The following is a 25,300-nucleotide window of genomic DNA, read 5'->3' as shown; positions in this document are numbered from 1 at the left end:
CACCAAATTGAGTGACTCACATCTAGCAGCGGTCTGTATTTTAGTCGACTGTCCAAAACCCAAATGGATACTGTATGAGCGCACTCAACCCCACCATTATTACTTTCCTGTTTTATATTGTCGCCATGATTGTCATTGGTTTATTGGCTTATCGCGCGACTCGAAATTTCTCGGACTACATTTTAGGTGGTCGTCGTCTTGGCAGTTTTGTCACTGCACTTTCTGCAGGCGCATCCGATATGAGTGGCTGGTTGCTGATGGGCTTACCCGGTGCCATTTATCTTTCAGGTTTGTCTGAAATGTGGATTGCCGTTGGTCTGATTATTGGCGCATGGCTAAACTGGCTTTTGGTGGCAGGTCGTTTACGAGTACACACCGAAGTACAGCACAATGCACTGACTTTGCCTGATTATTTTTCTAACCGTTTTAATGATCAAAGAAAAATTTTAAGGATTGTATCTGCCTGCGTAATTCTAATTTTCTTTGCGATTTATTGTGCTTCGGGCATGGTTGCAGGTGCGCGCTTATTTGAAAGTATGTTTGATCTGCCTTATAGCACTGCATTGTGGATTAGTGCTATTGCCACCATCAGCTATGTGTTTATTGGTGGTTTCTTGGCAGTCAGCTGGACGGACACCATTCAGGCTGGCTTGATGATTTTTGCGCTCTTGCTGACCCCTATCATTACCCTACTCAGCTTTTCTGACCTAAGCCAAGTCACACTTGCTTTAGAAGCGGCTCGTCCGCAGGCGCTGAATTTAGTCGGAGATTTAAGCTGGGTCGCGATCATTTCCCTCATGGCATGGGGCTTAGGCTATTTTGGACAGCCACATATTTTAGTGCGTTTTATGGCAGTTGATTCAGTCAAGTCTATTCCGAATGCACGTCGTATTGGCATGACATGGATGACCTTATGTTTAGGCGGTGCGGTGGCTGCGGGCTTTTTTGGTATCGCCTACTTCCAGCAACATCCTGAACTGGCAAGTGTGGTCAATGCCAATCCTGAAACAGTATTTATGGAATTGACCAAAATCCTGTTTAATCCGTGGGTGGCAGGTGTGGTACTGGCTGCAATTTTAGCTGCTGTGATGAGTACCCTAAGCTGTCAACTTTTGGTCTGTTCAAGTACTTTAACCGAAGATTTTTACAAATCGTTCCTGCGTAAAAATGCCTCACAAAATGAATTGGTGTGGGTCGGACGCGGCATGGTACTCATGATTGCGCTGCTTGCTATTTGGATGGCGGGTAATCCTGAATCAAAAGTCTTGGGATTGGTTTCTTATGCTTGGGCAGGCTTCGGTGCAGCATTTGGTCCACTAATCATTTTGTCTTTGTTCTGGAAACGCATGACTTTAAATGGTGCATTGGCGGGGATGGTTGTCGGCGCACTTATGGTCATTCTTTGGAAAAACCTTTGGGCAGATACGGGTATTTATGAAATTATTCCGGGCTTTGTCTGTTCTTGGATTGCGATTGTCGTGGTGAGTTTATTGGGTAAAGCGCCAAGTCATGAAGTGACAGACCGTTTTGAACAGGCCGATCAGCAATATAAAGAATCGCACTAAGCTGTAGATTGATCTGCATAGAGATAAAAAAGCGATAAAAAACCAGTGCCTTGAACTGCACTGGTTTTTATGTCTGAGAAAAGTTTTAGTACACTCAAATCAAGTCAATGAATCTGTAGTTTTCTCTTTCTCTGCTGCGACTTTTTTTCTTGCCTTACTAAACCGTTTGGCAGGCCAAACCATCATAAAACGTGCACCACCCAAGTTCGGACTCTGATCGACTTCAATTTTGCCACCAAACCAATAAGCAATGCGGCTTACAATAGACAAACCTAAACCATAACCACCTGAAGCACGGGTGCGGCTGTCATCTAAACGAGCAAAGGCTTCAAATACACGTTCTCGGTCTTGTTCGGGAATCCCCGGCCCATCATCTTCCACACAAACATAGGCCATGCCTTGTTCGTTAATACCGCCACTGATCAAGACTTTATGGTCACAGTAACGGACTGCATTGCCCACCAAGTTCTGTACCACACGGTGCAAGTAACGGCGTTCAGCTTCCACTTCCAAAGTCACAGGTGGGGCAAGCAATTGAATATCTTTTTGGGTTTTCAATGCTTCTGTTTCCGTAGCCACCTGCTCTAGCACTTCAACCAAAACGATCTTTTCAATTTCTAAAGATGGCATGCCCTGTTCAAGTTTGGCATAGGTCATGATCTCATCAATCAAGGTGTTTAAAGCCTCAATATCTTTATCAATCATTTCGACTTGCTGTAAGCGATATTCGTAATCATCTTCTTCTGCCAGCATTTCCATACCAAAACGAATACGTGCCACAGGCGTGCGCAGCTCATGCGATACAGCGCGCATCAGTTCACGCTGCGCCTCAATCAAACGCTGAATATGGTCGGACATGCTGTTATAACTAGATGCCAAACTTGCCATTTCATCTGTGCCATCTACAAGCAAACGCATGTTTAAATCACCCGATTTGGTGCGGTTTAAGGCATAGTTCACTTGGCGGATCTTACGTTGCATAGGCAAGATCAAACCATAAACCCCCAAGCTCAACATAAACATACTGAGCAAGGTAATGCCTGCTGCCAACTGGAATGGCATCCAGTTAAATAACGGCACAGGCCCTAAAACCAAGACTTCTGAGGGTGAATTTGGCATCGGTGACACAATCGAGATGGTTGTACCACGCACGGTGGCATTGTCACGATATAAAATAATGCTGTGATCGAGTCTTAAACGCCCAATCTGTTCAGAATCGAGTGGCAGTTCCTGAATATTTTTAATATTGACCGGATAAGAAAAGTGCTGCTGAATTTTGGCTAGATATTCTTTTTCCTGACCCGGGTAATACACCAAATAATCTAAAACAAAAATCGGCAAAGCTTTCATTTGCCGTTCTGTAATTTTATCTGCCTTGATATATAAATAATGATTTGGATCATCTTTCATACCCAAAATAATATAGGCAATCATATTTTCGGCATTATAGCGCACAGCCGCTTTACGTTCTTTAATCCGTCTAAGCTCTGCGCGCGACAAATCTACTTTGTCTGCCTGCACATAGTAGATGGGCAATTCCAGCAAATCGGATGCATCAGAAATCCAGTCTTTCTTTTGCTGTTCGTTTTGCTGTCGTGCAATCCCTTCACTAATAATATAAGCCATACCATCAGTTAAAGACTCACGATATTCTTGCGCACGCTGATAGTTGATGATTTGCACCAATAAGTACGCCAAAATGGCAACTACTGCAACTAAGATCACCAATCCTGCATATATGCGCAAGAATATACTGTGTTTAAGCACAAAATCCGTCCTATGTGACTTATTTTATATTTGAGCCAGTATTTGACTCAGAAAAAAGCGTATTACATGCCGTTGGTTTCTTTAACGAACAAATAACCTTTACTGCGCACAGTTTTAATACGTTTTGGATTTTCAGGATCATCGCCAATTTTTGGACGAATACGTGAAATACGCACGTCAATTGAACGGTCTTGACCATCATATTCAATGCCGCGTAGACGCTCAAAAATATCTTCACGAGATAAAATACGCCCTGCATTTGAAGCCAATAACCATAACAAGTCATATTCTGCGCTGGTGAAATCAACCAATTCACCATTTAAAGTTACAGAACGACCACCGTTATCAATCACTAAATCATCAAATTCAATGCGCTGTGCCACTTCATCTTCAGTCACTTTGTCGGTACGGCGCAATAAAGCACGAATACGCGCCAACAACACACGCGGCTGCACAGGTTTTGCAACATAGTCATCTGCACCCATTTCCAGACCTAGCACCTGATCCATATCTTCAGTACGCGCAGTCAGCATTAAAATTGGTTGATGATAATGTGGACGAACTTCACGACAAATGGTTAAACCATCGGCACCTGGTAACATCACATCGAGCACCACAAGATCAGGTTGCTCGGCAATAATACGGCGAATCGCACGGTTGCCATCTGGTTCTACCCCAACTTCCAAACCATTGCGAATTAAGTATTCCTGCGTAAGTCGTGCAAGGCGTTCATCATCTTCAACAATTAAAATTTTTGGTAACTTTTCTTCTTGACTCATAACCTGTCCCTTTATTGGATTCGACCTATCCTTTTAAAATCTGAGAGATAGGTCTTGATATAATTTGCAATATACACACGTTTACATTGTAAACAAGATACTGTTCACCAAACTGATACATCTGCGTATTATTTTGTTATATTTTTATTAAGCATTGAATTTATAGCACTTTTCTAGTTTTGGTGATTTTTAAACATATTTAAGAAATATAAAGTTACAAAATGGGTATTTTTTGCACTAGATCAAGCCTTTGCCGCCTTTGGAAAAATTATCTCCTAACTTTTCAAGTTATCCACAAGGTTATCTATAAGCAGTTTTTCCGAGCTTTGCTATGCTATGCCCTTGTCTGATAAGGCTTATAGCCGAAAGGACAAAATTCGGTATTTTTGAGATAAATTTGAATCCTAAAATAGTCAAAATTTAAAAGAAAAAGTCAATATTGATCTACCCTCAATTTTCCCGTATCTTGTGTTCAATTCAATTTTAAACCACTAAGTCTTGTGTTTATCCCTCAATCACTGCGGCCTAAGTTTTGCCCAGTTTAATGGTCCATAAACATAACAATAGATGACAATGGAGCTATGCTGACATGAGCGTAATCACCTCAACCCCTGGTCAATTACAAGTGATTAAACGCACTGGTGATGTTGCCGCTTTTGATGCTGAAAAAATTGCAGTTGCAATTGGCAAAGCGTTTTTGGCTGTAGAAGGTCAACAAAGCGCCGATTCAAGCCGCATTCATGATCGGATCGAACAACTGACTGAAATGGTGTTGAACACATTCAACCGCCGTTTACCGTCTGGCGGAACTATTCACATTGAAGAAATTCAAGACCAAGTTGAACTTGCGCTCATGCGTACAGGCGAGCAAAAAGTTGCTCGTGCTTATGTCATCTACCGTGAACAACGCTCAGAAGCGCGTAAGCAAGCAGGTGAAAACCATCACCCGACGTTACAAGTGACTGATGCAAACGGTCAGCTTAAACCACTAGATTTAGGTGCGTTAAAAGCAACCGTGAATAAAGCGGCAGAAGGTTTAGAAGGCATTGATGTAGATGCCATCATTGATGAAACCGTGAAAAACCTCTACAACGGTGTAAAAGAGTCTGACATCTCAACCACCATGATGATGGCGACTCGTACCCGTATTGAGCAAGAGCCGAACTATACCTATGTGACTGCGCGTTTATTACGTAATGACTTGGTAGCAACAGGCTTAGAATTTTTAGGTTTGGCAACAGATACACCTGAAGGCGAAGCATTAGAAACTTTCCTGAAAAAAGGTGTAGAACTTGATTTGCTTTCTGCAGACTTACTTGAGTTTGACCTTGCCAAACTTGCTGCAGCGATTCAGCCTGAACGCTCAAACCAGTTTACCTATTTAGGTCTGCAAACTTTATTTGACCGTTATTTCATTCACTCAGATGGCGTACGCTTTGAACTTCCACAATTGTTCTTTATGCGTGTGTCAATGGGTCTGGCGCTTAATGAAGATGACCGTGAAGCACGTGCAATCGAGTTCTATAACTTATTGTCTAGCTTCGACTACATGGCTTCTACGCCTACCCTGTTTAACTCAGGTACGCTACGTCCACAGTTATCAAGCTGTTACTTAACTACAATTTCTGATGACCTTTACAACATTTATGGTGCAATGCGTGACAACGCAATGCTGTCTAAATGGGCAGGTGGTTTAGGCAATGACTGGACGCCAGTACGTGCCTTGAACTCATACATCAAAGGAACAAACGGTAAATCTCAAGGTGTTGTTCCGTTCCTTAAAGTTGCTAACGATACAGCTGTTGCGGTCAACCAAGGTGGTAAGCGTAAAGGTGCGGTATGTGCGTACTTAGAAACCTGGCACTTAGACATCGAAGAATTCCTAGAGCTGCGTAAAAACACAGGGGATGACCGTCGTCGTACCCATGATATGAACACAGCCAACTGGGTACCTGACTTGTTCATGCAACGTGTCTTTGAAGATGCAGAATGGACATTGTTTACGCCATCTGAAACACCAGACTTGCACGACTTGACGGGCGAAGCTTTTGCTGAGCGTTATGCGTACTACGAAAGCATTGCCAAAGAAACCAACATGCTACATAAGAAACTTCGTGCGAAGGACTTATGGCGCAAAATGTTGTCAATGTTGTTTGAAACAGGTCACCCGTGGATCACATTCAAAGACGTATGTAACTTACGTTCACCGCAACAACACGTTGGCGTAGTGCACTCATCTAACTTATGTACTGAAATTACCCTCAATACTAACCAAGATGAAATTGCGGTATGTAACTTGGGTTCAATCAACCTTGTGCAACACGTTCAAGGTGGTGTGTTAGACCGTGAAAAATTAGCACGTACTATTAAAACTGCAGTACGTATGCTCGACAACGTCATCGACATCAACTACTACGCTGTACCACAAGCACGCAATTCAAATTTGAAACATCGTCCTGTAGGTATGGGCATCATGGGCTTCCAAGATGCGCTTTATGAGATGAACTTGGCTTATGGTTCAGATGCTGCAGTTGAATTTGCCGATGAATCTATGGAAGTGATCAGCTACTACGCGATTCAAACGTCTAGCGACTTAGCGGTTGAGCGTGGTACTTACGAAACATTTAAAGGTTCATTGTGGGATCAAGGCATCTTACCAATTGACTCTTTAGACATTGTGGCGAAATCGCGTCCAGAACGTATGTTTGAAGTAGACCGTACACAGCGTTTGGATTGGGACAGCTTACGTGCCAAAGTTCAAAAAGACGGTATGCGTAACTCAAATGTGATGGCGATTGCACCGACTGCAACCATTTCAAATATTTGTGGCGTTTCTCAGTCTATCGAGCCGACATTCCAAAACTTGTATGTGAAATCGAACTTGTCTGGTGAATTTACAGTAATCAACCCTTACCTCGTTCGTGCATTGAAAGAGCGTGATTTGTGGGATTCTGTGATGGTGAATGACCTGAAACACTTTGAAGGTTCAGTACAAAAAATTTCACGTATTCCTGAAGAATTGAAAGCGATTTTTGCGACTGCGTTTGAAGTTGAACCACGCTGGATTGTAGATGCAGCATCACGTCGTCAAAAATGGATTGATCAGGCGCAATCGTTGAACTTGTATATTGCAGGTGCAAACGGTAAGAAACTTGACCTGACTTATAAAATGGCATGGTTGCGTGGTCTGAAAACGACTTATTACCTACGTGCATTAGGTGCAACATCTGCAGAGAAATCAACCATTAACACAGGTGCATTGAACGCAGTAAAACCTGCAACTGTTACGGCAGCGCCTGTAGCAACTCCTGCACCAGAAGCGGCTGCAGCTGTTGATGAAGATTTTGCTCAAGCAGCACCAGTGCCAATGGCATGTAGTATTGATAATCCTGATTGTGAGGCGTGTCAATAAGCTTCACTTGACCTCCCTTGCATAGCATTGCTATTCACCTCCTAAAAGGAGGGGGATCACACGAAGCAAATGGTGGGATGCAAGTCCCCCCTGCAAAGATGAAAAGCATTGCTCCGTATGCGGGATTACGAAATTTAAGCAATAAAAAAGCCCTCTAGCGTCCGTCAAAACTAACTAGAAGGCTTTCAATCTCGAAGTGATACCAAGATGGTCACAACGAGGCTGGCATATGAGAATGCGATAGAGATTCTAACACTGAATTATCTATCGAGCCAGTAAGAGTCATCTTGATTTTGTATCAAGGAGTACTGAGCATGGCTAACAATCAAAAAGCAGCTAGAAGTGCTATCACTGGTCAATACGTTACTTTGGAATATGCTAAAAAGCACCCAAAGACTACGATTGTTGAAACAGTGAAGCCTGTAAAATCATCTAAAAAATGATTTTAGCCGTGAATCTTAGTTTTGACTAAGATTCACTTTATAAAACTTAAAAGGAAATCATCATGCCACACATGACCCACAACTATATGTTAGGACTCGCGGTCTTGCTGGTTTCCTTTGTAGTGTTGTTTTACGCACCAATTGCTTACTTTTGGGTACAAGCGGCAAAACAACAGCGAAAGCAAAATAAGTCGTGAGCAAATTGGTCGGAATGTACATTTTTCAGACCTAGATGAGCAAAACTTAATTTTGCTTTCACAAATTAAGCGTATATTAAGACATCTCAGCGTAGCTGGATGTCCATAAAAGATATAAAGCAACGAAGAGAGAATTGATATGTCTATCCTAAGTTGGGACGATTTCGAAGATGATTCGCAAAAACCGGCTGCTCCTGAACACAAGTCTGCGCCCGTCGAGCCGCAAAAAGCGCATGATACGCAGATGGTATCTCATGCAGAGCAACCACAGACGACTGTGGCAGCTGCACAACCCGCTGCAGCCCCTAGAAGTAGAACAACAGATTCAACCGATCCGTTGGCAAGAGCATCTAACGCTCTAGATCAATTGGACGTTGCTCCTGGTCTTGAAGAACTGGAAATGGGTGCATCGCGCGTACAGGTTGATGATAAAGCCATGATCAACTGTCGTGCAGACTTAAACCAGCTTGTACCGTTCAAATACGAATGGGCATGGCAAAAATATCTAGATGGTTGTGCAAACCACTGGATGCCGCAAGAAGTCAACATGAACCACGACATCGCGTTGTGGAAGTCTGAAAATGGCTTAACTGAAGATGAGCGCACCATTGTTATGCGTTCACTTGGTTTCTTCTCTACTGCAGACTCATTGGTTGCTAACAACTTGGTATTGGCAATTTATCGCCACATTACCAACCCTGAATGCCGCCAGTACATTTTGCGTCAAGCCTTTGAAGAAGCGATTCACACTCACGCTTACCAGTACTGTATCGAATCGTTAGGTATGGATGAAGGTGAAGTCTTCAATATGTACCGCGAAGTACCATCGGTTGCACGTAAAGCAGCATGGGGCTTGAAGTACACGCAATCTTTAAGTGATCCTACTTTCAAAACAGGTACACCAGAAAACGACCAAATTTTGCTACGCAACTTAATCGCATTCTATTGTGTACTTGAAGGTATTTTCTTCTACTGCGGTTTCAGCCAAATCTTGTCGATGGGTCGTCGTAACAAAATGAACGGTGTTGCAGAGCAATTCCAGTACATTTTACGTGATGAATCTATGCACTTGAACTTTGGTATCGACATGATTAACCAAATCAAGATTGAGAACCCGCACTTGTGGACTTCAGAATTCCAGCAAGAAGTGATTCAAATGATTCTTGAAGGCACGATGCTTGAAATTGAATATGCGCGTGACACTATGCCACGTGGCGTATTGGGTATGAACGCAGGTATGATGGAAGAATATTTGAAATTCATCTGTAACCGTCGTTTAAGTCAGCTCGGTTTACCTGAACAGTTTGTTGGCGTAAACAACCCGTTCCAATGGATGTCTGAGATGATGGACTTGCGTAAAGAGAAGAACTTCTTTGAAACGCGTGTGACCGATTACCAGACTGGCGGTGCATTGAGCTGGTAATATCGCGACACATAAAATATCGTTGTGAGACACATGAGTTGTCATTGAGAAAACCGCCATTCATGGCGGTTTTTTTAAAGATACGATCGAGTATTTAATGGCTAGGTTGTGCAAATACCTAACAATTTGATTTTTTTAATTTATTTATTTTTAAAATTTCCATAAACCTTTAAAAATCGTTATCTTACAAAATATTTATACAACAATGCCGTTTTTTTACTTCTTTTGTTCATTATGAGAATAGGACAATAATCCAACAGCCCAAAAACGACAAAAAACAAAATAAATAAAGGCGCATCACGCGCCTTTATTCAGGCTGCTCACATTTATGCAGGAATACGCAACACCTGTCCTGGGAAAATGTCATCGGCATTTTTTAGTAATGGACGGTTAGCTTCAAAGATTTTGTTGTATTGGTTGGCATCCCCATAAAATTCTTTAGAAATTTTAGATAAGGTATCGCCTGATTTTACTGTATAGAACTTGCTTTCTGGTTCTGGGGTTGCAACTGTGAGTTGATCATCTACTTGTGCAACATGGTCAATATTACCCACTGCAAGAATAATTTTTTCACGGTCTGCCTGACTGTTGACCTGTCCACGCACTGTCGCTAAGTCAGTAGTTGCGTTATAACTCACCGATAAACCTGTCACAGGTAAGCCTAAACTTTTCACATGCCCCAAAAGTTTATTGGCAATTTCTTGTGCTGATGGTTCTGCAGGTGTGCTTGGTGCAGCTTGTGGCTCTGCAGGTGCTGTATTTTTCTTACCAATCCCTTTTACAAAATCAAAAAGACCCATGAGGTACTCCTATTTTTTTCTGCTGTTATAAAGCGTCGCTCACTTACATAAGCACGTTTCTGTTCTCATTCATTTATAACTAAAAAAATAAGCGACTTCGGTTGTGATTAGACACTAGCCTGGTAACAAAATGTAAGCTACATCACACATTTAACAAAATGCGCCTTTTTCATATTCGATTGTAAAAACGACAGCGCATAAAAAAGCCACCTTGCGGTGGCTTTCATTTCAGCAGAGCTGAAATCAACAATTAACCAAGTTTTTTAGTTACGTAGTCGATTGCTGATTGAACTGTTGTGATTTCGTTAGAATCTTCGTCTGGGATTGTGATGTCAAAATCGTTTTCGAAAGACATTACAAGCTCTACTAAGTCTAAAGAGTCAGCACCTAAGTCATCCATAAAAGATGCTTCGTTTTTGATTTCTTCAGCTTTAAGACCAAGTTGTTCTGCAACCGCTTGTTTAACGCGTTGTTCGATATCGCTCACAGGAATTCTCCTCATTGCTTGTGGCGTTTTTAATGCCGTTAGTTTAATTGAATCTATAAAATTTTGAAAGTTTATACTTGAGCTTAGCTCATGTATAAACCACCATTTACGTGTAACACTGTACCAGTGATGTAACCAGCTTTGTCAGAAGCCAAGAAACTCACTGCATTTGCGATATCTTGTGGATCACCTAAACGGTTTAATGCCACTTGCTCACTCATTTTTTTGCGAATTTCTTCACTTAGCTGATCTGTCATTTCAGTTGCAATAAAGCCCGGAGCAACCGAGTTTACTGTAATTTGACGACTGCCCATTTCTTTGGCAAGGCTACGGCTGAATGCTTCAATACCGGCTTTTGCCGCAGAATAGTTCGCTTGTCCTGGGTTCGCAAAATGTGCTACCACAGAACTAATATTAATAATGCGTCCAAAACGTGCTTTGGTCATGCCCTTCAAGACACGTTTAGATAAACGGTAAACTGCCTTTAAGTGAATGTTGAGAATGTCATCCCAATCATCTTCTGACATACGCAGTAACAAATTATCTTTGGTAATGCCCGCATTGTTAACTAAAACCAAAACTGAACCATAGCTTTGTTCAATTTCAGAAACCAATGCATCAATGGCTGCACCATCACGGACATCCAATACTTTACCTGCACCGTTTTCTGCAAAACTTGCCGATAATTTTTCTGCGCCCGCTTCAGAAGTGGCAGTACCTACCACAAAAAAACCGTCTTGAATGAGTTGCTGAGCGATGGCTGCACCAATCCCTCGGCTTGCACCTGTGACTAATGCAACTTTACGTTCTTGTGTCATGCAATTTTCCCTTCTGCCACTAAAATGGCATTTAGTGCATCTTCCATACGACTTTGTGTGTCGAGTGGGAATGCTTTTTCGATATTCGGTAAACGCTTCGCAAGATTCGCCAATACGTTGCCTGGGCCACATTCCACGATATATTCAATACCCTGATCTTGTAGGTATTGCATGGTTTGTGTCCACTGCACCGATTGGTACAATTGCGCAGTGAGTGCCTGACCTAATTGCGCAACATCTGCCGCGATTCCAGCGTTGACATTTTGTATTACAGGAATACGCGGTAGCTCAATGGCAGTTTGTTCCAAAGCTTGTGCAAACTGTTCGGCAGCAGGTTTCATCAATGAACAGTGTGAAGGTACAGATACAGGCAGGGCAATGGCTTTACCGCCATTTTCTTTGGCCAATGCCATTACTGCTTCGACTAAAGTTTTATCGCCTGCAATAACCACTTGCCCTTGTGCATTGTAGTTGGCTGCTTCTACCGAGCCACGACCTTGCACATTCACTTGTTCACATAGCTCAAGCACTTTGGCATCTTCAAGGCCTAAAATGGCAGCCATTGCGCCCTGACCTTGTGGCACAGCGTTTTGCATTAATTTGCCGCGCAAGTTTACCAGTTTAACGGCATCGCCCAAGCTCAAGCTGCCTGCAGCTACTAATGCGCTGTATTCGCCCAATGAGTGTCCTGCCAAATATTTTGGTGCAACACCACCCAACTCTAACCACACACGCCATAAAGCGATACTTGCAGTGAGTAATACAGGCTGAGTAAATTCTGTTTGGTCTAAACCTTCACCACTTTGTGCAATGTGCCATAAGTCAAAGCCAATCGCTTCAGAGGCTTCTGCAAATGTTTCGCGCACACCGCTAAACTGTTCTGCAAGCTCAGCCAACATGCCGGCTTTTTGTGAGCCTTGACCAGGAAAGACAAATGCAGTTTTAGTGGCTTGAGCTGCTTGCTCGAGTCGTTTAGCAGACATAAAAAATCCTTTAATTAAGATGCGCAAATTGTAGTTTTTTGCAGCTACAACCCACACCTTCTCATGTAAGCTCAGTTATGGAGCGGAAATTTAACACTTAATTTTGTTTTTAGTAATTGCCAAATACAACAAAAATCGGGCACAAAAAAAGGGAGCTTACGCTCCCATTTTTTCTACTAAGCTTGACGCTTAATACATCACCAATTATTCAGCATCTGCTTTAGCGAATAATTGACGACCACGGTAGAAACCATCTTTAGTTACGTGGTGACGACGATGAGTTTCACCAGTAGCTTGGTCTACAGTTAATGCATTCTCGGTTAAAGCGTCATGTGAACGGCGCATGTCACGGCGAGAGCGACTTTTACGGTTTTGCTGAACGGCCATGATGGCTCCTTACAAAGATCGAAAAAATGGATCAGAACAAATTGAGTTGTCTTAACTAAAAATTATAACATAATTTTCAGTTAAGTTTACCTTTCAAACTTGCCAAAGCATCAAACGGATTATCACGTTTTTCTTCGGCAATGTTCTGAATGGCAGGTTGATGCTTATGCTCGCAAGCGTCATGCTTAGGAGATAAAGGCAACAACAATAACAATTCATCTTCTATAAGTGACAGTAAATTAGCCGTCGCAGGCGAATCATAATCGCCTTTGGTGGTGGCTTCACTTTCACCTAATACAATGAAATCAGCATCCTCATCCAAGCGCTCTATCAGTGACTCATCATCCACAAGAGCTAGATGAAAATCTGAAACGAGGTCTATTTCTACAGAACCCAAGCAGCGTTGGCATTCCATTGGAACTCTCGTTTCAATATGACCATCTAGCCATACAATGCGATGATACGCATCCATTGATAGCTTACAGTCTATGTTAACCAATTGATCATCAATTGATCCAACAGCTTCACGGGCGATACGAGCAAAGCGAGACAATGGCAGGTTACCTGACCATGTAAAGCCCTGTTCAGCCCATTTAAACGGCTCAATCTGTGCCGGAAAGGTATTTGCTGACATAATTAAGGCGGCAATTCTACAAATTCATCAGTACTCTGTCAAAGATTAAGATACAATTTTGTACTTATTTAGACAGACCAATTTTGGGTAACACAGTCATGCATCTGTTGCAGCCGCAAACAGAAGTGAATTTTTCATCACTTGTGAGCACACTTCCAACCACCAATTCTGACACTTCGCACCCCCAAGTGCAACTCTCGGACTGGGCAAAACTCAATACAGAAACGGAACAGGTGGACTGGCTCATCTTACACTTTAATCACTGGTTTTCCCACCTAAATGTGAACTTGGTCAAAGGTGATTTTGAACCTGAGTACTTTCCTGCCACAGCAACACAGCCTGCAAGAATTCAATTTGCACATGGTTTCTTTAATAGTGCCTTACATGAAATTAGCCATTGGAGCATCGCAGGCGAACAACGACGTTTACTGCCAGACTTAGGCTATTGGTATGCTCCCGATGGTCGTACTCAGGAACAACAAGCCTTATTTGAACAGGTTGAAATTAAACCTCAAGCCATTGAATGGCTGTTTGCTCAAGCGTTTGGACGAAAATTCCGTGTATCTTTAGATAACCTGACCGGTGAAGGTGGAGATGGCCGCACATTTAAAGACAATGTCTTTGCCCAAGTACAGCGTTATTTTAACGGAGAAGCCAAATTACCACGCGATGCAAAACGCTTTATTGAATGTATTTGTTACTGCACCCGAGGTGGCAAAACATTACAAATTGCAGAGTTTGAACGAAAAAATTTGGATTAAATGCAATAAAGCACAAGGCAATGATTGCAACTGACATCAATCCCCTTTCATAATGAGCCTAACGTCACACTTACGCTACTGAGGAATTCATATGTTGCATTTAAGAGTACATCCTGAAAATCCACAGCCGCGTCTAATCAGCCAAGCGGTTGAACGCATACGCGCAGGCGATGTGGTGGTCTATCCAACCGATGCTGCTTATGCGATTGGTTGCCAAATTGGTAATAAAAACGCGATGGAACGCATTTCACAAATTCGTGGTTTAGGCGCAAAACACCAATACGCTATTATTTGTGCCGATTTATCGGATATTGCCACCTACGCCAAAGTGGACAATGCCATGTATCGTCTACTGAAAAACAATACGCCTGCGGTCACCACATTTATTTTACCTGCGACCAGTGAAGTTCCGCGTCGCTTGATGCATCCCAATAAAAAAACCATTGGTTTGCGTATTCCAAGCAACCCCATTTGTCGCATGCTGCTTAAAGAATTAGGCGAACCTTTACTGACTAGCACCCTGATTTTACCGGGGCAAGAAGACCCTTTAGATGATCCATACGAGATTGATCTACAACTCAACAAACGTATTGATGTACTGATTGATGGTGGCTTAGGCACACTTAGCACCACCAGTATTATTGATTTATCGGGCGACAACCCGCAAATTGTGCGTCGTGGTGTGGGAGATGTGAGTGCTTTTGAATAAGCATTCACCACCTGCAAAGCGATTGACAGCACTACGGTTTAAAAGCCTTACTTGCACGAATTAAACCCATGACTTTATTTCAGGTATTGTTAAATTTGCAGCAGTTTTCGGATGAGATGCACATTTATGTGCAACATCCGTGGACGCTAGAGTCCGATGCAATCGTGTGTTCCCAAACTGCATTCACAGCAACAATACCTGAACCTCCCGATTCTTATACTTACTTTTTAGATGCAGCACTATGTAAAGCACTTTTAGCGCAATCGCAAACTCGTAATCTGTGTTTACAAGACAGCTGCATGGCAATGATTGAATACGCATTACAGAATAAACAGAAATAAATACTTAAAGATTGAATGAGTTAATTTTTACAACTTGCCTTAAATCTCCCTCAATCCCGATTTATTTTAGGCTTTTTTTGATATTTGGTCGTAGAACAGATTTATTTCAATCACGATATCCTTTAGACTAACCGCTATTAATTCTGAGCTATTTCTCCATCTCCTTCTTATCTGAAGCGGAAATAGCATTTGCATGCTTTTGAAAATTCGCGTGGCCCAACACTGTAATGAATCAATCCCTCCACAATGCGATGGAACCTGCCCAACACATTCGTGTGTTAGATGAGTGGCAAGAGTCGATTCCTGAGGATTTGTATATTCCTCCTGCAGCATTTGAAATTCTGTTAGAGCATTTCGAAGGACCACTCGACTTTTTAATTTACCTGATTCAAAAAAATGGCTTCGATTTACTTCAGTTAGATATTGCCCCGATTGCATCGCAATATTTGTCGTATATGGATGCCATGAAATCGCTAAATATTGAACTGACTGCCGATTATATGGTGATGGCGGCATTACTGGCCGATTTAAAATCCCGCCTATTGTTGCCTAAACCTGCCAGTATCAGCAGCATTGAAAAAGACCCAAAACAAGAGCTGATTGACCGTTTAGAAACCTATTTAAGAGTCAAACAAGCAGCTGAACGCTTGGGGCAAATGCCTGTTTTAGAACGCGATACTTTTGCTACCAATGTTAGCTTAGGGCATACCGCAGTCAATAATGTCGGCTATGCAGCCGATCAATTACGTGATGCCTTGTTCTGCATTTTTAATCGTCCTGAACCTGTCACCCATCAAATTTTGCAAGAACCTGTTTTACTTGAAGAACGGATTGCATTTATTGAAGCCAAACTCGCATCGGGTGAAGTACTGAGTTTTGATGCGTTGCTAAAACCAAGTCAGGGACGCATGGGCATGGTTGTGACCTTTATGGCGATTTTAGAACTGACTCGCCAGCAAAAAGTGTGCATTATCAGCAGTGGGATTGAAACACCATTGAGCATTCAAGGGGCGCAGGCATGAATCCAGAACCCATGATTTCTAGCTTGTCTGAAGGCGAACAACAGCATGAAGTGCTGATGCAACTCGAAGCAATTATTTTTGCCAGTGACAGTGCTGTGTCTTTAGCGCGTCTGAAAGAAGCTTTTCAAGATAAATATAGCAAAGCGCAATTACGCCAGTTTTTACAACAATTGGCCATGTTACAACATGGTCGCTCGATTGAACTGATCGAAACCGCACAAGGTTTCCGTTTTCAGGTGCGGGCAAAGTATCGTACAATTATTACACAGGTGTGGCCTGAACGTCCGACCCGACTTTCGCCCTCACTGCTAGAAATACTGGCGGTGATTGCCTACCACCAACCTGTGACCCGAGCAGATATTGAACAAATTCGCGGAGTATCAAACAATAGTCAAATTTTACGCACATTGTTTGATTGGAACTGGATTAAAGAATCAGGTTTCCGAGAACTCCCAGGAAGACCTGCGTTGTTGGTTACAACGCCTCAATTTTTAAATGCGTTTGGCTTGAATTCCTTAAGTCAATTGCCTCCCCTACAGGATGCCAAGGAAGCTTTCATGGCACTCGATGCATCTGCGTCTGTGTCTTGAATAGGTAAACTGTTGATGATCATTTCTAAGGTTATGCTGTCATGAGTGAAAAGTTGCAAAAGGTACTCGCACGAGTAGGCTTGGGTTCTCGCCGTTATATGGAAGAAGTCATTGCCGCTGGTCGTGTGAGTGTCAACGGCCAAGTTGCCCAAGTGGGTGAACGTATCGAACCAGGTGATGAGCTTCGCATCGATGGTCGTAAAGTTCAGTTCCAAATTGAAGATGAAATTCGTCGTCGCGTTCTGATTTACTACAAACCAGAAGGCGAAATTTGCTCACGCAACGACCCAGAGCAGCGCCCAACTGTATTTGATAACCTGCCTGCAATTGCCAATGATCGTTGGGTAATGGTTGGTCGTCTGGACATTAACTCGACAGGTTTATTGCTATTCACCAACGATGGTGAATTAGCCAACCGTTTAATGCACCCATCGAACGAAATTGAACGTGAATATGCAGTTCGTGTGATGGGTGAAGTGACACCACAACTGAAAAACAACATGCTGCGCGGCGTAGTGCTAGATGATGGCCCTGCCAAGTTTGAATCTTTCTCTGAAATTGGCGGTGATGGTATTAACCGCTGGTATCAAGTGGTGGTAAAAGAAGGTCGTAACCGCGAAGTTCGTCGTATTTTTGAATCACAAGGTCTGAAAGTCAGCCGTCTATTGCGTACCCGTTACGGCACGGTAATTTTACCGCGTGAATTGCGTACAGGTCGCTGGATGGAATTGGATAAAAATGACATCGACAACCTTGCCAAAGCAGTTGAATTAAAACCACGTCAAGGCACAGGTTTGTACGGCATGGCAAAACGTCGCAATGAGCGTATGCAAGAAAAACCATTGGCAGCACGTCGTGGTGGTTTCTTGCGTCAGCAACGTCGTGACACCGAAGAAGCTGCACAAAACACAGGTTTTGCACCGCGTGAACGTCGTCAGGACGGTAACAGTTACGGCAACCGCGAACCACGCCAAGACGGTAACAGTTACGGCAACCGCGAACCACGCCAAGACGGTAACAGTTACGGCAACCGTGAGCGTCGTCAAGATGGTAACAGCTATGGCAACCGCGAACGTCGCCAAGACGGCAATAGCTATGGCAACCGTGAGCGTCGCCAAGACGGTAACAGCTATGGCAACCGCGAACCACGTCAGGATGGTAACAGCTACAGCAACCGTGAACCACGTCAGGATGGCAACAGCTACGGCAACCGTGAACGTCGTGACGAAAATGCACCACGCAAACCGTTTGGCAATAAAAGCTTTAAAAAATTCTAAAAGCTGAAATACGCCAAATTGATAAAAAGCCACACGTTCATGTGTGGCTTTTTTATTGGGCAAATTGGTTGGACAAAAAATAATAAAAATTAAATATTTGGCAATACAGGAATTTCAATCCACTGTGCTTTTGGAAAGCTTTTTGACAAATAATTTTTTAAATATTTGGCAGTATCCTGCGAAATTAAAGGGTCTTGTGATTCATCGTTCAAATTATATGCCAATGCATGTAAATTCAAACCACGTGTTTTTAAAGCTTCCAAACTGAGCAAAGTGTGGTTAATACTGCCCAAACGCCCAGAACTCACCAAAATAACAGGATATTGTTTTTGCTCAATATAGTCGATGGTGAGTAGGTCTGTGGTCAGCGGCACCATGAGTCCACCCGCACCTTCTAATAATACTGCATCATACTTTGCTGCCAGTTGCGCAGTCGCAGCCTCAATTTTAGCAAAGTCAATCTCACGACCATCAATTTGTGTAGCCAAATGCGGTGAAGCAGGATAGCTAAAAATTTCAGGCATGGTGAGTTTGTCATCATCTTCAGGCAACCATTCACTGCCCATAATTTTACGATGCTGCTCAATATCTTCTGAAACGTCTTGATTGCCCGTTTGAATCAGTTTTTGGGTAATGGTCTGAATACCCTGTTCATTCATGGTCTTGGCTAAATAACCCGTGGCATAGGTTTTGCCAATCCCTGTATCAATACCACTCACAAAATAGACTTGAGCTGTCATGGCATTCTCCGTGCAAGACAATAAATAGGATGATACGTGAGCGTATAACTTTTTTGCTGTGAGCTATGCTGCTGACTAAACTGTTCATAGCCCCGATAAAATTCGGTTAAAGTCGTTTTGTTCCAACGCTGCCCTTGTGCTGTACCCGTGACACCTGTGGCTTTTAAATGCTGCAAAATCTGTTTAGGATGTTCAAAACTTAATGATTCAAGCTGCTCTGAACAGTGTAATACTTCAAAGCCCTGCTGTTTAAGCTGTTGTTGTAACGCATCCATACTCAAATAATGTAAGCCTTGACCTGTTAATTGCTTAATTTCAGTCAAGTTTTGAGGGCCAAACGTCGAAAAGCACAAATACCCTTGCGGCTTTAACGCTTGATTCGCCTTGCGCAATAATGCTCCAAAATCTTCCACCCATTGCAAAGCCGAACTCGAACAAATTAAATCCAAAGACTGCGGAAAATCGAGCTGTTCTATATCGCCAATTAAGCCATGAATTTGCGTACTAGTTGTTTGAGGATGATGCAGATACGCATGCAACACTTCGGCATATAAATCATTTAAAGTCAGCTGTTGAATTTGAAATTCACGCAGTAGCAAGTCGGTTAAATTCCCTGAACCACAGCCGATTTCCAAGACGTTTTCAAAGCAAGGCTGAGGTTGATCTGACAACTTTTGCTGCACAATATATTGCTGCATTTTTGCCATTAACTGCTGACAAATTTGCTGCTGTACCACGGCATGCGTTTTATAACTCTGATGAGCGCGGGCAAAACGCTGTGCCACTTGTGCCTTATCTATACGCATACGCACACTCAAAGCAAATCCAGTAACTGTGTTAAATCTGCCGTTTCAAATTGCGTATTTAAACAAATCCGCAGTCTTGAACTGCCTTGCGGCACAGTCGGTGGACGTACAGGCATCACATAAAAACCTGCAGTCTGTAACTGTCGGGCTTTGCTTACAGTTGCAGTAGAGTCGCCAATAATCACAGGTACAATTTGCGAAGTTGATGGGCAAGCAAAACCTTTGGCCTGAATCCCCTGCTGTATAGATTGGCTCAAGGCCGCCAAATGCTGACGCTGTGCCTGCATGTGCACAATCTGATTCAGCATAAACTGCGTCCACGCCATACAAATAGGTGGCTGTGCGGTACTAAAAATTAGCGGGCGCATCCGATTAATTAGGTAATCACGGATAATCGGATCACAGATCAAATATCCCCCAACTGAAGCAACGGCTTTGCCAAACGTCCCAACCAGAAAATCAATGGCATCAATCACGCCATATTGTTCGGCACAACCTAAACCTTGCTGCCCACGTACGCCAATCGCATGTGCTTCATCGACATATAACATGACTTTGGCAAAATGCTGTTTCAGCGCGACCAATGCGGCTAAATCAGTTTCATCACCATCCATACTAAAAATGGATTCAGTCACCACAATAATGCGTTCATAATTGTCATCAGCATGATATTGCATCAGCAATTGCTGCAAATGTGCCAAATCATTATGCCGATAACGCAAATATTTGGCAGATGACAAACGAATGCCGTCAATCATGCTGGCATGTACCAGTTTATCGGCCAAAATTAGGGTTTTCGCATCTGCCAATGCAGGTAAAATACCAATATTCATGTGATAGCCGCTATTAAACAGCAAGGCAGCTCGCCCATGAAATAATTGCGTTAATGTGGCTTCAAGCTGTTCATAGGCAGGGAAATTTCCAGTCAGTAAACGTGATGAAGATGCACTCATTAAACGCTGTGCATTCGGTGTTTCATCAAAAAACTGTTCACGTAAGCGCAAATCAGAGGCTAAACCCAAATAATCATTGGAAGATAAATTCAGCATCTGCTGTTGCTGAATTTCAATCGTTTTACCTTGCTGTTGATTGCTGCGAAACTGACGAAAATTGCCCTGTTGGCGAAGCTGATCAAGCTGTTCTGCATAGTGATCGAGTAAACTCATGCGCTCGCTCCTTGCATGCCTGCCACCACCTCAGCCAATTGCTGCAATAAAGTATTTAGTTCTGCTGCTGTAATCACATACGGCGGCATCACATAAACCAATTTACCAAATGGACGCACCCAAATACCGCGTTGCACAAATTCTTGTTGCAAGCTTTGCATATCGACAGCATGTTTAAGTTCTACCACACCAATTGCACCTAAAACCCGCACATCCTGCACCCATGCCAAATTAGCCAATGGCGTTAAATGCTGTTCAAGTTGCTGCTGAATGCGTTGAATATTGGCTTGCCAGTCTTGTTCTAATAATAATTGGGTACTTTTTACTGCAACCGCGCAGGCCAGTGGATTTGCCATAAAGGTCGGGCCATGCATAAACACACCTGCCTCACCCTGCGAAATCATTTCTGCAACATGCTTCGTGGTCAATGTGGCAGACAAAGTCATATAACCGCCTGTCAGCCCTTTGCCGATACACATAATATCGGGTTCGACCTGAGCATGTTCCCATGCAAACAACTTGCCTGTACGCCCAAAACCTGTGGCAATTTCATCAAAAATTAACAACACATCATATTGCTCACAAAGCAATTTGGCTTGACGCAAATATTCAGGATGATAAAAACGCATGCCGCCTGCACCTTGCACAATTGGTTCAATAATCATGGCGGCAATCTGCTGATGATGCTCTACCAAACTTTGCGCCAATTCTGCAATATCAGCAGGATTCCACTCTTGGTCAAAACCTGTTTGTGGTGCAGATACAAAATAACGACGCGCCAAACTTGAGCCAAAAACCTGATGCATCCCTGTAACAGGATCACAAACCGACATGGCATTCCATGTATCGCCATGATAGCCAGAACGGGTGGTAATAAAATTGGTTTTTTCAGTTTTGCCTTGTGCAGTCCAGTATTGCACAGCCATTTTCAGCGCCACTTCAACGGCGACGGAGCCTGAATCTGCATAAAAAATTTTATCTAAACTCGGTGGGGTAATTTCGAGCAACAAACGCCCTAACTCAATGGCAGGACGATGGGTCAATCCACCAAACATGATATGCGCCATACTGTCGAGTTGCTCAGTCACAGCACGGTTCAGCTCAGGATGGTTATAGCCATGAATCGCGCACCACCACGATGACATGCCGTCAATCAACTGGCGACCATCTTCAAGTTCAATGGTGCTGCCAAATGCCCGCTTAACCTTAAAGGTTGTTAAGGGCTGAGTCATAGAGGTGTAAGGATGCCAAAGATGTTCACGATCAAAAGCCAAATCCATCTGTTCTGTCATCCCACCATCATCCTTGATCTTGTAAAAAACTTGATGTGCTAAATCTTAAACCTGTCTACAGATAAAATAAATTGCGAGATTTGTCACTTATGGACCTGTTGGCGGGTTTTTCTGTAAATATTGGCAGATTTTGCTAGTCAACTCATCGGCATGGAACAATGGCAGCCCATGCGAGCCTTGCAAAACATCTACGCTTAAAAACTTTGCAGCTAAATTTTGCAGTTTAGCTGCAACTTTGCAATCAACTAAAACATCCTGCTCGGCAAAAAGATGATACTGCAGACCTGTATAATTTTTAATCTTAGTCACCAAGTTTAAGTTTTCCAATAAATCCAAACCGTGTTGAAGCAAAGATTGCGGCTGTGGCTGAACCAAACTTTGTAATTGTAATAGGTCGGTTTTACTACTAGTGACACCCTGACACACCATAAAACCAAAACGCTTTAGGGTCAGAATTGGGTCTTGTGCAAAAGATTGTTTAAACTGGGCAAACGTGGCTTGTGGCATAGCGGTATCCCAATCGGCTTGTGCAACAAAACACGGATTGGATGCAATGGTAATTAAGGTTTTATATCCTGCATATTGGCTGGCAATCGCATCGACCAGTAGCGTTGCCAATTGCCCACCCAGTGACCAGCCCATAATTACATCAAACTGACGTGCAAATTCAACCTGTTGCTGCATGACTTGAGCATCAGTAGCGTTAAAAATATTGATGAGCTCAACCCGAAAACCTTGTGCAGTTAAGGCTTGCTGTAACGGATTTAAGAGTGCAGTACCACCGCCCCAGCCTGTAATCAATAAAATCTGTTGTTGCACGTGGCTTGCTCTCAAGTTAGAAAATCACCTCAGTATAATACTGAATCGGCTCAATCGACATCTGCAAAGCACCAAGATACATCCTTAAAAAAACCAATTGATATAAAAAAGCCAATCTATAAAAACCGATCTATAAAAAAACCCGACTTATCATAAATCGGGTTTTGGTCTATTTTGCTTTGATCAGATTACATTTGCGATTGAATGTAGTTTTGTAAACCAATCAATTCAATTAAACGTAATTGTTTTTCCAACCAGTAAGTATGGTCTTCTTCGGTGTCGGTCATTTGTTGACGCAACATATCACGGCTGACATAGTCACCCTTTTCTTCACACAATTTTACGCCTTGTGCCAATTTTTCACGGACTTCATATTCGAGTTTTAAATCGGCTTTTAAGCAAGACACTACATCTTCACCCACGTCGATGTCATCGCGCTGCATATTTGGAGTGCCTTCAAGGAACAATACACGACGAATTAAAGCATCGGCATGTTGCGCTTCTTCCTGCATTTCATGGTCAATGCGTTCAAAAATTTTGCTTAAACCCCAATCTTCATACATACGTGAATGGATCAGGTATTGATCGCGAGCAGCCAGTTCGCCACCAATCAACATATTTAAATAGTCTACGACTTCTGGATTGCCACGCATTTGCTATACTCCCTTTCTTAATCCAGTCATTATGGACACATTCAGGCAAAATTGCAAAAGTTAATTACTGTAAACCCATGATTTTTATAGAATAAAAATGAGAAACATACGCATTTGCAATATAACTTAAAAATTCCCATATATAAAACAACTGCTTGGCAAAACTTAGCTTTAAAAATGACAATACAATGATTTTGCTTCAATTTGTAAATATTGAAAGAAACTGTACTTTGACGCACAGGTATCGTAAAAAATGCCTCAAAAGCAGATTTTAAACCCCAGCTGCTATATGATAGTCACGAGTTCCATCAGTTTCCTAAAATAATGACAAATCTAAATACATCAGCACCCATTTTAGTCACAGGCGCAACAGGCTATATTGCCAGTTGGGTCATTAAAAACCTGCTTGAACAAGGACATACTGTACATGCCACAGTTCGTGATCTGAATAAAACTCTCAGTTTTCAACATCTGACGGATATCGCCGAAAAAGGCACAGGAAATTTACAATTATTCCAAGCCAACTTACTTGAAGAAGGCGCTTTTGATGTTGCCATGCAAGGTTGTGAAATCGTGCTACACATGGCTTCACCTTTTGTGGTCACTAATTATAAAGATGCAATCAAAGACATTATTGAACCTGCCGTAATTGGCACCGAAAATGTTTTAAACAGTGTTAACCGTACTGCATCGGTAAAGCGTGTGGTGGTCACCTCTAGTATTGCCGCAACCTATGGTGATGCGATTGATATTTTAAAGACTGCACACAACCGTTTTGATGAAAGCCATTGGAATACGACCAGTAGTCCTGAACATCAGCCTTATCCTTATTCAAAAGTAGCAGCAGAACGTAAAGCTTGGGAAATGGTACAAGCACAGCAACGCTGGGATTTGGTCTGTATTAACCCTGCTTTGGTGCTCGGGCCATCCTTAACCAAAAACACGCAATCGGGCAGCGTGGAGGTTCTCTTGCAATTTGCCAATGGCTTAACGCTAGCAGGTGTGCCAGCCATGTGGAATGGTATTGTAGATGTACGTGATGTTGCCGATGCCCACATTCAAGCCGCTTTCAACCCTGCAGCGCAAGGTCGCTATATTATTAGTGGTGGTACATTCAGCTTACTGGAAATGGGCAAAATTTTGGCACAGCATTTTGGACGTAAATATCCGTTCCCACGTAATCAGTTACCTAAATTTGCCTTTAAAGCCTTTGGTCCTTTACTTGGTTTTTCCCGTAAATTTGTGGAACTGAATATGGGCTACCCAATTTATTTTAATGCGGAAAAAAGTCAGCGTGAATTGGGCATGCACTACCGCAATATTGAAACCAGTTTGATAGAGCACTTTCAGCAATTGATTGATGACGGGATTGTCAAAAAACGCTAAATCATCAACTTTTCTAATAAAACAAAGGCACTTCATCATGGAA

25 protein-coding genes and 1 pseudogene are annotated in these 25,300 nt (G+C 42.6%); 12 read left to right on the top strand and 14 right to left on the bottom strand.

The annotated features are described in order from the left end of the window. The first annotated feature begins 74 nt into the window (after positions 1 to 74). Positions 75 to 1,565 (top strand): sodium/proline symporter PutP, encoded by a 1,491-nt coding sequence (gene putP, locus FTU70_RS02075; RefSeq protein WP_154320988.1) that lies wholly within the window; start codon positions 75 to 77, stop codon positions 1,563 to 1,565. A 99-nt stretch (positions 1,566 to 1,664) separates the two neighbouring features. Here the strand turns inward: putP and bfmS are convergent, their stop codons facing one another. Further along, on the bottom strand, positions 1,665 to 3,332 hold the full coding sequence (gene bfmS / locus FTU70_RS02070) for a sensor histidine kinase BfmS (protein WP_373685304.1): 1,668 nt from the start codon (positions 3,330 to 3,332) through the stop codon (positions 1,665 to 1,667). A gap of 62 nt (positions 3,333 to 3,394) precedes the next feature. Next, complete coding sequence (bfmR, locus tag FTU70_RS02065; protein WP_096902057.1) at positions 3,395 to 4,111, bottom strand: response regulator transcription factor BfmR; 717 nt, start codon at positions 4,109 to 4,111, stop codon at positions 3,395 to 3,397. Positions 4,112 to 4,700: 589 nt separating this feature from the next. Between bfmR and FTU70_RS02060 the strand changes: the two genes are divergently transcribed. From FTU70_RS02060 to FTU70_RS02055, 4 genes are all read left to right on the top strand, one after another. Next, positions 4,701 to 7,523 carry a ribonucleoside-diphosphate reductase subunit alpha gene (locus tag FTU70_RS02060; protein ID WP_180059946.1) on the top strand — a complete coding sequence of 941 codons (2,823 nt, stop codon included), beginning with the start codon at positions 4,701 to 4,703 and terminating at the stop codon, positions 7,521 to 7,523. A gap of 314 nt (positions 7,524 to 7,837) precedes the next feature. Then, complete coding sequence (locus FTU70_RS14280) at positions 7,838 to 7,966, top strand: hypothetical protein (protein ID WP_257222528.1); 129 nt, start codon at positions 7,838 to 7,840, stop codon at positions 7,964 to 7,966. Between the two features lie 62 nt (positions 7,967 to 8,028). Further along, the gene (locus FTU70_RS14275) at positions 8,029 to 8,163 is read left to right on the top strand and encodes a hypothetical protein (RefSeq protein ID WP_004972322.1); all 135 of its coding nucleotides are present in this window, start codon (positions 8,029 to 8,031) and stop codon (positions 8,161 to 8,163) included. 139 nt (positions 8,164 to 8,302) lie between these two features. Continuing rightward, positions 8,303 to 9,586, top strand: coding sequence for a ribonucleotide-diphosphate reductase subunit beta (locus FTU70_RS02055; protein ID WP_180059944.1), 1,284 nt, complete (start codon positions 8,303 to 8,305; stop codon positions 9,584 to 9,586). A 326-nt stretch (positions 9,587 to 9,912) separates the two neighbouring features. On the opposite strand, the gene lysM is transcribed toward FTU70_RS02055, so the two are convergent. The 6 genes from lysM to FTU70_RS02025 form a co-directional block, all read right to left on the bottom strand. Then, positions 9,913 to 10,386 carry a peptidoglycan-binding protein LysM gene (lysM, locus tag FTU70_RS02050; protein ID WP_004972325.1) on the bottom strand — a complete coding sequence of 158 codons (474 nt, stop codon included), beginning with the start codon at positions 10,384 to 10,386 and terminating at the stop codon, positions 9,913 to 9,915. Positions 10,387 to 10,636: 250 nt separating this feature from the next. Next, entirely contained in the window at positions 10,637 to 10,873 is a 237-nt protein-coding gene (gene acpP, locus FTU70_RS02045; protein ID WP_001279871.1) for an acyl carrier protein, read from the bottom strand. Between the two features lie 83 nt (positions 10,874 to 10,956). Further along, positions 10,957 to 11,691: a 3-oxoacyl-ACP reductase FabG gene (gene fabG, locus FTU70_RS02040; protein WP_004972328.1), complete on the bottom strand. Its 735-nt coding sequence runs from the start codon at positions 11,689 to 11,691 to the stop codon at positions 10,957 to 10,959. Beyond that, positions 11,688 to 12,674 carry an ACP S-malonyltransferase gene (gene fabD, locus FTU70_RS02035; protein ID WP_096902067.1) on the bottom strand — a complete coding sequence of 329 codons (987 nt, stop codon included), beginning with the start codon at positions 12,672 to 12,674 and terminating at the stop codon, positions 11,688 to 11,690. The genes fabG and fabD overlap by 4 nt, the downstream gene beginning before the upstream one ends. A gap of 204 nt (positions 12,675 to 12,878) precedes the next feature. Beyond that, the gene (rpmF, locus tag FTU70_RS02030; protein ID WP_004972331.1) at positions 12,879 to 13,061 is read right to left on the bottom strand and encodes a 50S ribosomal protein L32; all 183 of its coding nucleotides are present in this window, start codon (positions 13,059 to 13,061) and stop codon (positions 12,879 to 12,881) included. A 76-nt stretch (positions 13,062 to 13,137) separates the two neighbouring features. Further along, complete coding sequence (locus tag FTU70_RS02025) at positions 13,138 to 13,695, bottom strand: DUF177 domain-containing protein (protein ID WP_180059942.1); 558 nt, start codon at positions 13,693 to 13,695, stop codon at positions 13,138 to 13,140. Between the two features lie 98 nt (positions 13,696 to 13,793). Here FTU70_RS02025 and FTU70_RS02020 point away from each other — a divergent pair, with 98 nt between their 5' ends. The 6 genes and pseudogenes from FTU70_RS02020 to rluB form a co-directional block, all read left to right on the top strand. After that, a complete protein-coding gene (locus FTU70_RS02020) occupies positions 13,794 to 14,456 on the top strand; it encodes an elongation factor P hydroxylase (protein WP_096902070.1) in 663 nt (220 codons plus the stop codon). Positions 14,457 to 14,547: 91 nt separating this feature from the next. Further along, the gene (locus FTU70_RS02015; RefSeq protein ID WP_004972336.1) at positions 14,548 to 15,165 is read left to right on the top strand and encodes an L-threonylcarbamoyladenylate synthase; all 618 of its coding nucleotides are present in this window, start codon (positions 14,548 to 14,550) and stop codon (positions 15,163 to 15,165) included. Positions 15,166 to 15,233: 68 nt separating this feature from the next. Beyond that, on the top strand, positions 15,234 to 15,506 hold the full coding sequence (locus FTU70_RS02010; RefSeq protein WP_180059940.1) for a hypothetical protein: 273 nt from the start codon (positions 15,234 to 15,236) through the stop codon (positions 15,504 to 15,506). Positions 15,507 to 15,733: 227 nt separating this feature from the next. Further along, positions 15,734 to 16,528, top strand: a complete 795-nt coding sequence (locus FTU70_RS02005) for a ScpA family protein (RefSeq protein ID WP_179989214.1) — start codon at positions 15,734 to 15,736, stop codon at positions 16,526 to 16,528. Then, the gene (scpB, locus tag FTU70_RS02000) at positions 16,525 to 17,118 is read left to right on the top strand and encodes an SMC-Scp complex subunit ScpB (protein WP_154320996.1); all 594 of its coding nucleotides are present in this window, start codon (positions 16,525 to 16,527) and stop codon (positions 17,116 to 17,118) included. The genes FTU70_RS02005 and scpB overlap by 4 nt, the downstream gene beginning before the upstream one ends. A gap of 41 nt (positions 17,119 to 17,159) precedes the next feature. Beyond that, a pseudogene (rluB, locus tag FTU70_RS01995) lies at positions 17,160 to 18,080 on the top strand (23S rRNA pseudouridine(2605) synthase RluB); the annotation flags it as partial. A 404-nt stretch (positions 18,081 to 18,484) separates the two neighbouring features. Here rluB and bioD read toward each other — a convergent pair. The 6 genes from bioD to bfr form a co-directional block, all read right to left on the bottom strand. Next, positions 18,485 to 19,135 (bottom strand): dethiobiotin synthase, encoded by a 651-nt coding sequence (gene bioD / locus FTU70_RS01990; protein ID WP_096902081.1) that lies wholly within the window; start codon positions 19,133 to 19,135, stop codon positions 18,485 to 18,487. After that, positions 19,132 to 19,941, bottom strand: coding sequence for a malonyl-ACP O-methyltransferase BioC (gene bioC / locus FTU70_RS01985; protein ID WP_179988531.1), 810 nt, complete (start codon positions 19,939 to 19,941; stop codon positions 19,132 to 19,134). Before bioC ends, bioD begins: the two co-directional genes overlap by 4 nt. A gap of 8 nt (positions 19,942 to 19,949) precedes the next feature. Next, positions 19,950 to 21,107, bottom strand: coding sequence for an 8-amino-7-oxononanoate synthase (locus tag FTU70_RS01980; protein WP_180059938.1), 1,158 nt, complete (start codon positions 21,105 to 21,107; stop codon positions 19,950 to 19,952). Then, on the bottom strand, positions 21,104 to 22,387 hold the full coding sequence (bioA, locus tag FTU70_RS01975; protein WP_096902098.1) for an adenosylmethionine--8-amino-7-oxononanoate transaminase: 1,284 nt from the start codon (positions 22,385 to 22,387) through the stop codon (positions 21,104 to 21,106). Before bioA ends, FTU70_RS01980 begins: the two co-directional genes overlap by 4 nt. Positions 22,388 to 22,486: 99 nt before the next feature. Continuing rightward, positions 22,487 to 23,218, bottom strand: a complete 732-nt coding sequence (locus FTU70_RS01970; RefSeq protein ID WP_179988530.1) for a hydrolase — start codon at positions 23,216 to 23,218, stop codon at positions 22,487 to 22,489. A 188-nt stretch (positions 23,219 to 23,406) separates the two neighbouring features. Further along, a complete protein-coding gene (gene bfr / locus FTU70_RS01965) occupies positions 23,407 to 23,871 on the bottom strand; it encodes a bacterioferritin (protein ID WP_004972356.1) in 465 nt (154 codons plus the stop codon). A 324-nt stretch (positions 23,872 to 24,195) separates the two neighbouring features. On the opposite strand from bfr, the gene FTU70_RS01960 reads away from it, so the two are divergent. Then, the gene (locus tag FTU70_RS01960; RefSeq protein ID WP_179989211.1) at positions 24,196 to 25,257 is read left to right on the top strand and encodes an aldehyde reductase; all 1,062 of its coding nucleotides are present in this window, start codon (positions 24,196 to 24,198) and stop codon (positions 25,255 to 25,257) included. Positions 25,258 to 25,300 lie beyond the last annotated feature (43 nt).

The organism is Acinetobacter sp. YH12135 (assembly GCF_013418565.1).
Lineage (GTDB): Bacteria > Pseudomonadota > Gammaproteobacteria > Pseudomonadales > Moraxellaceae > Acinetobacter > Acinetobacter towneri.
The sequence above is the reverse complement of the archived record's forward strand: the minus strand, read 5'-3'. Positions and strand labels throughout refer to the sequence as shown.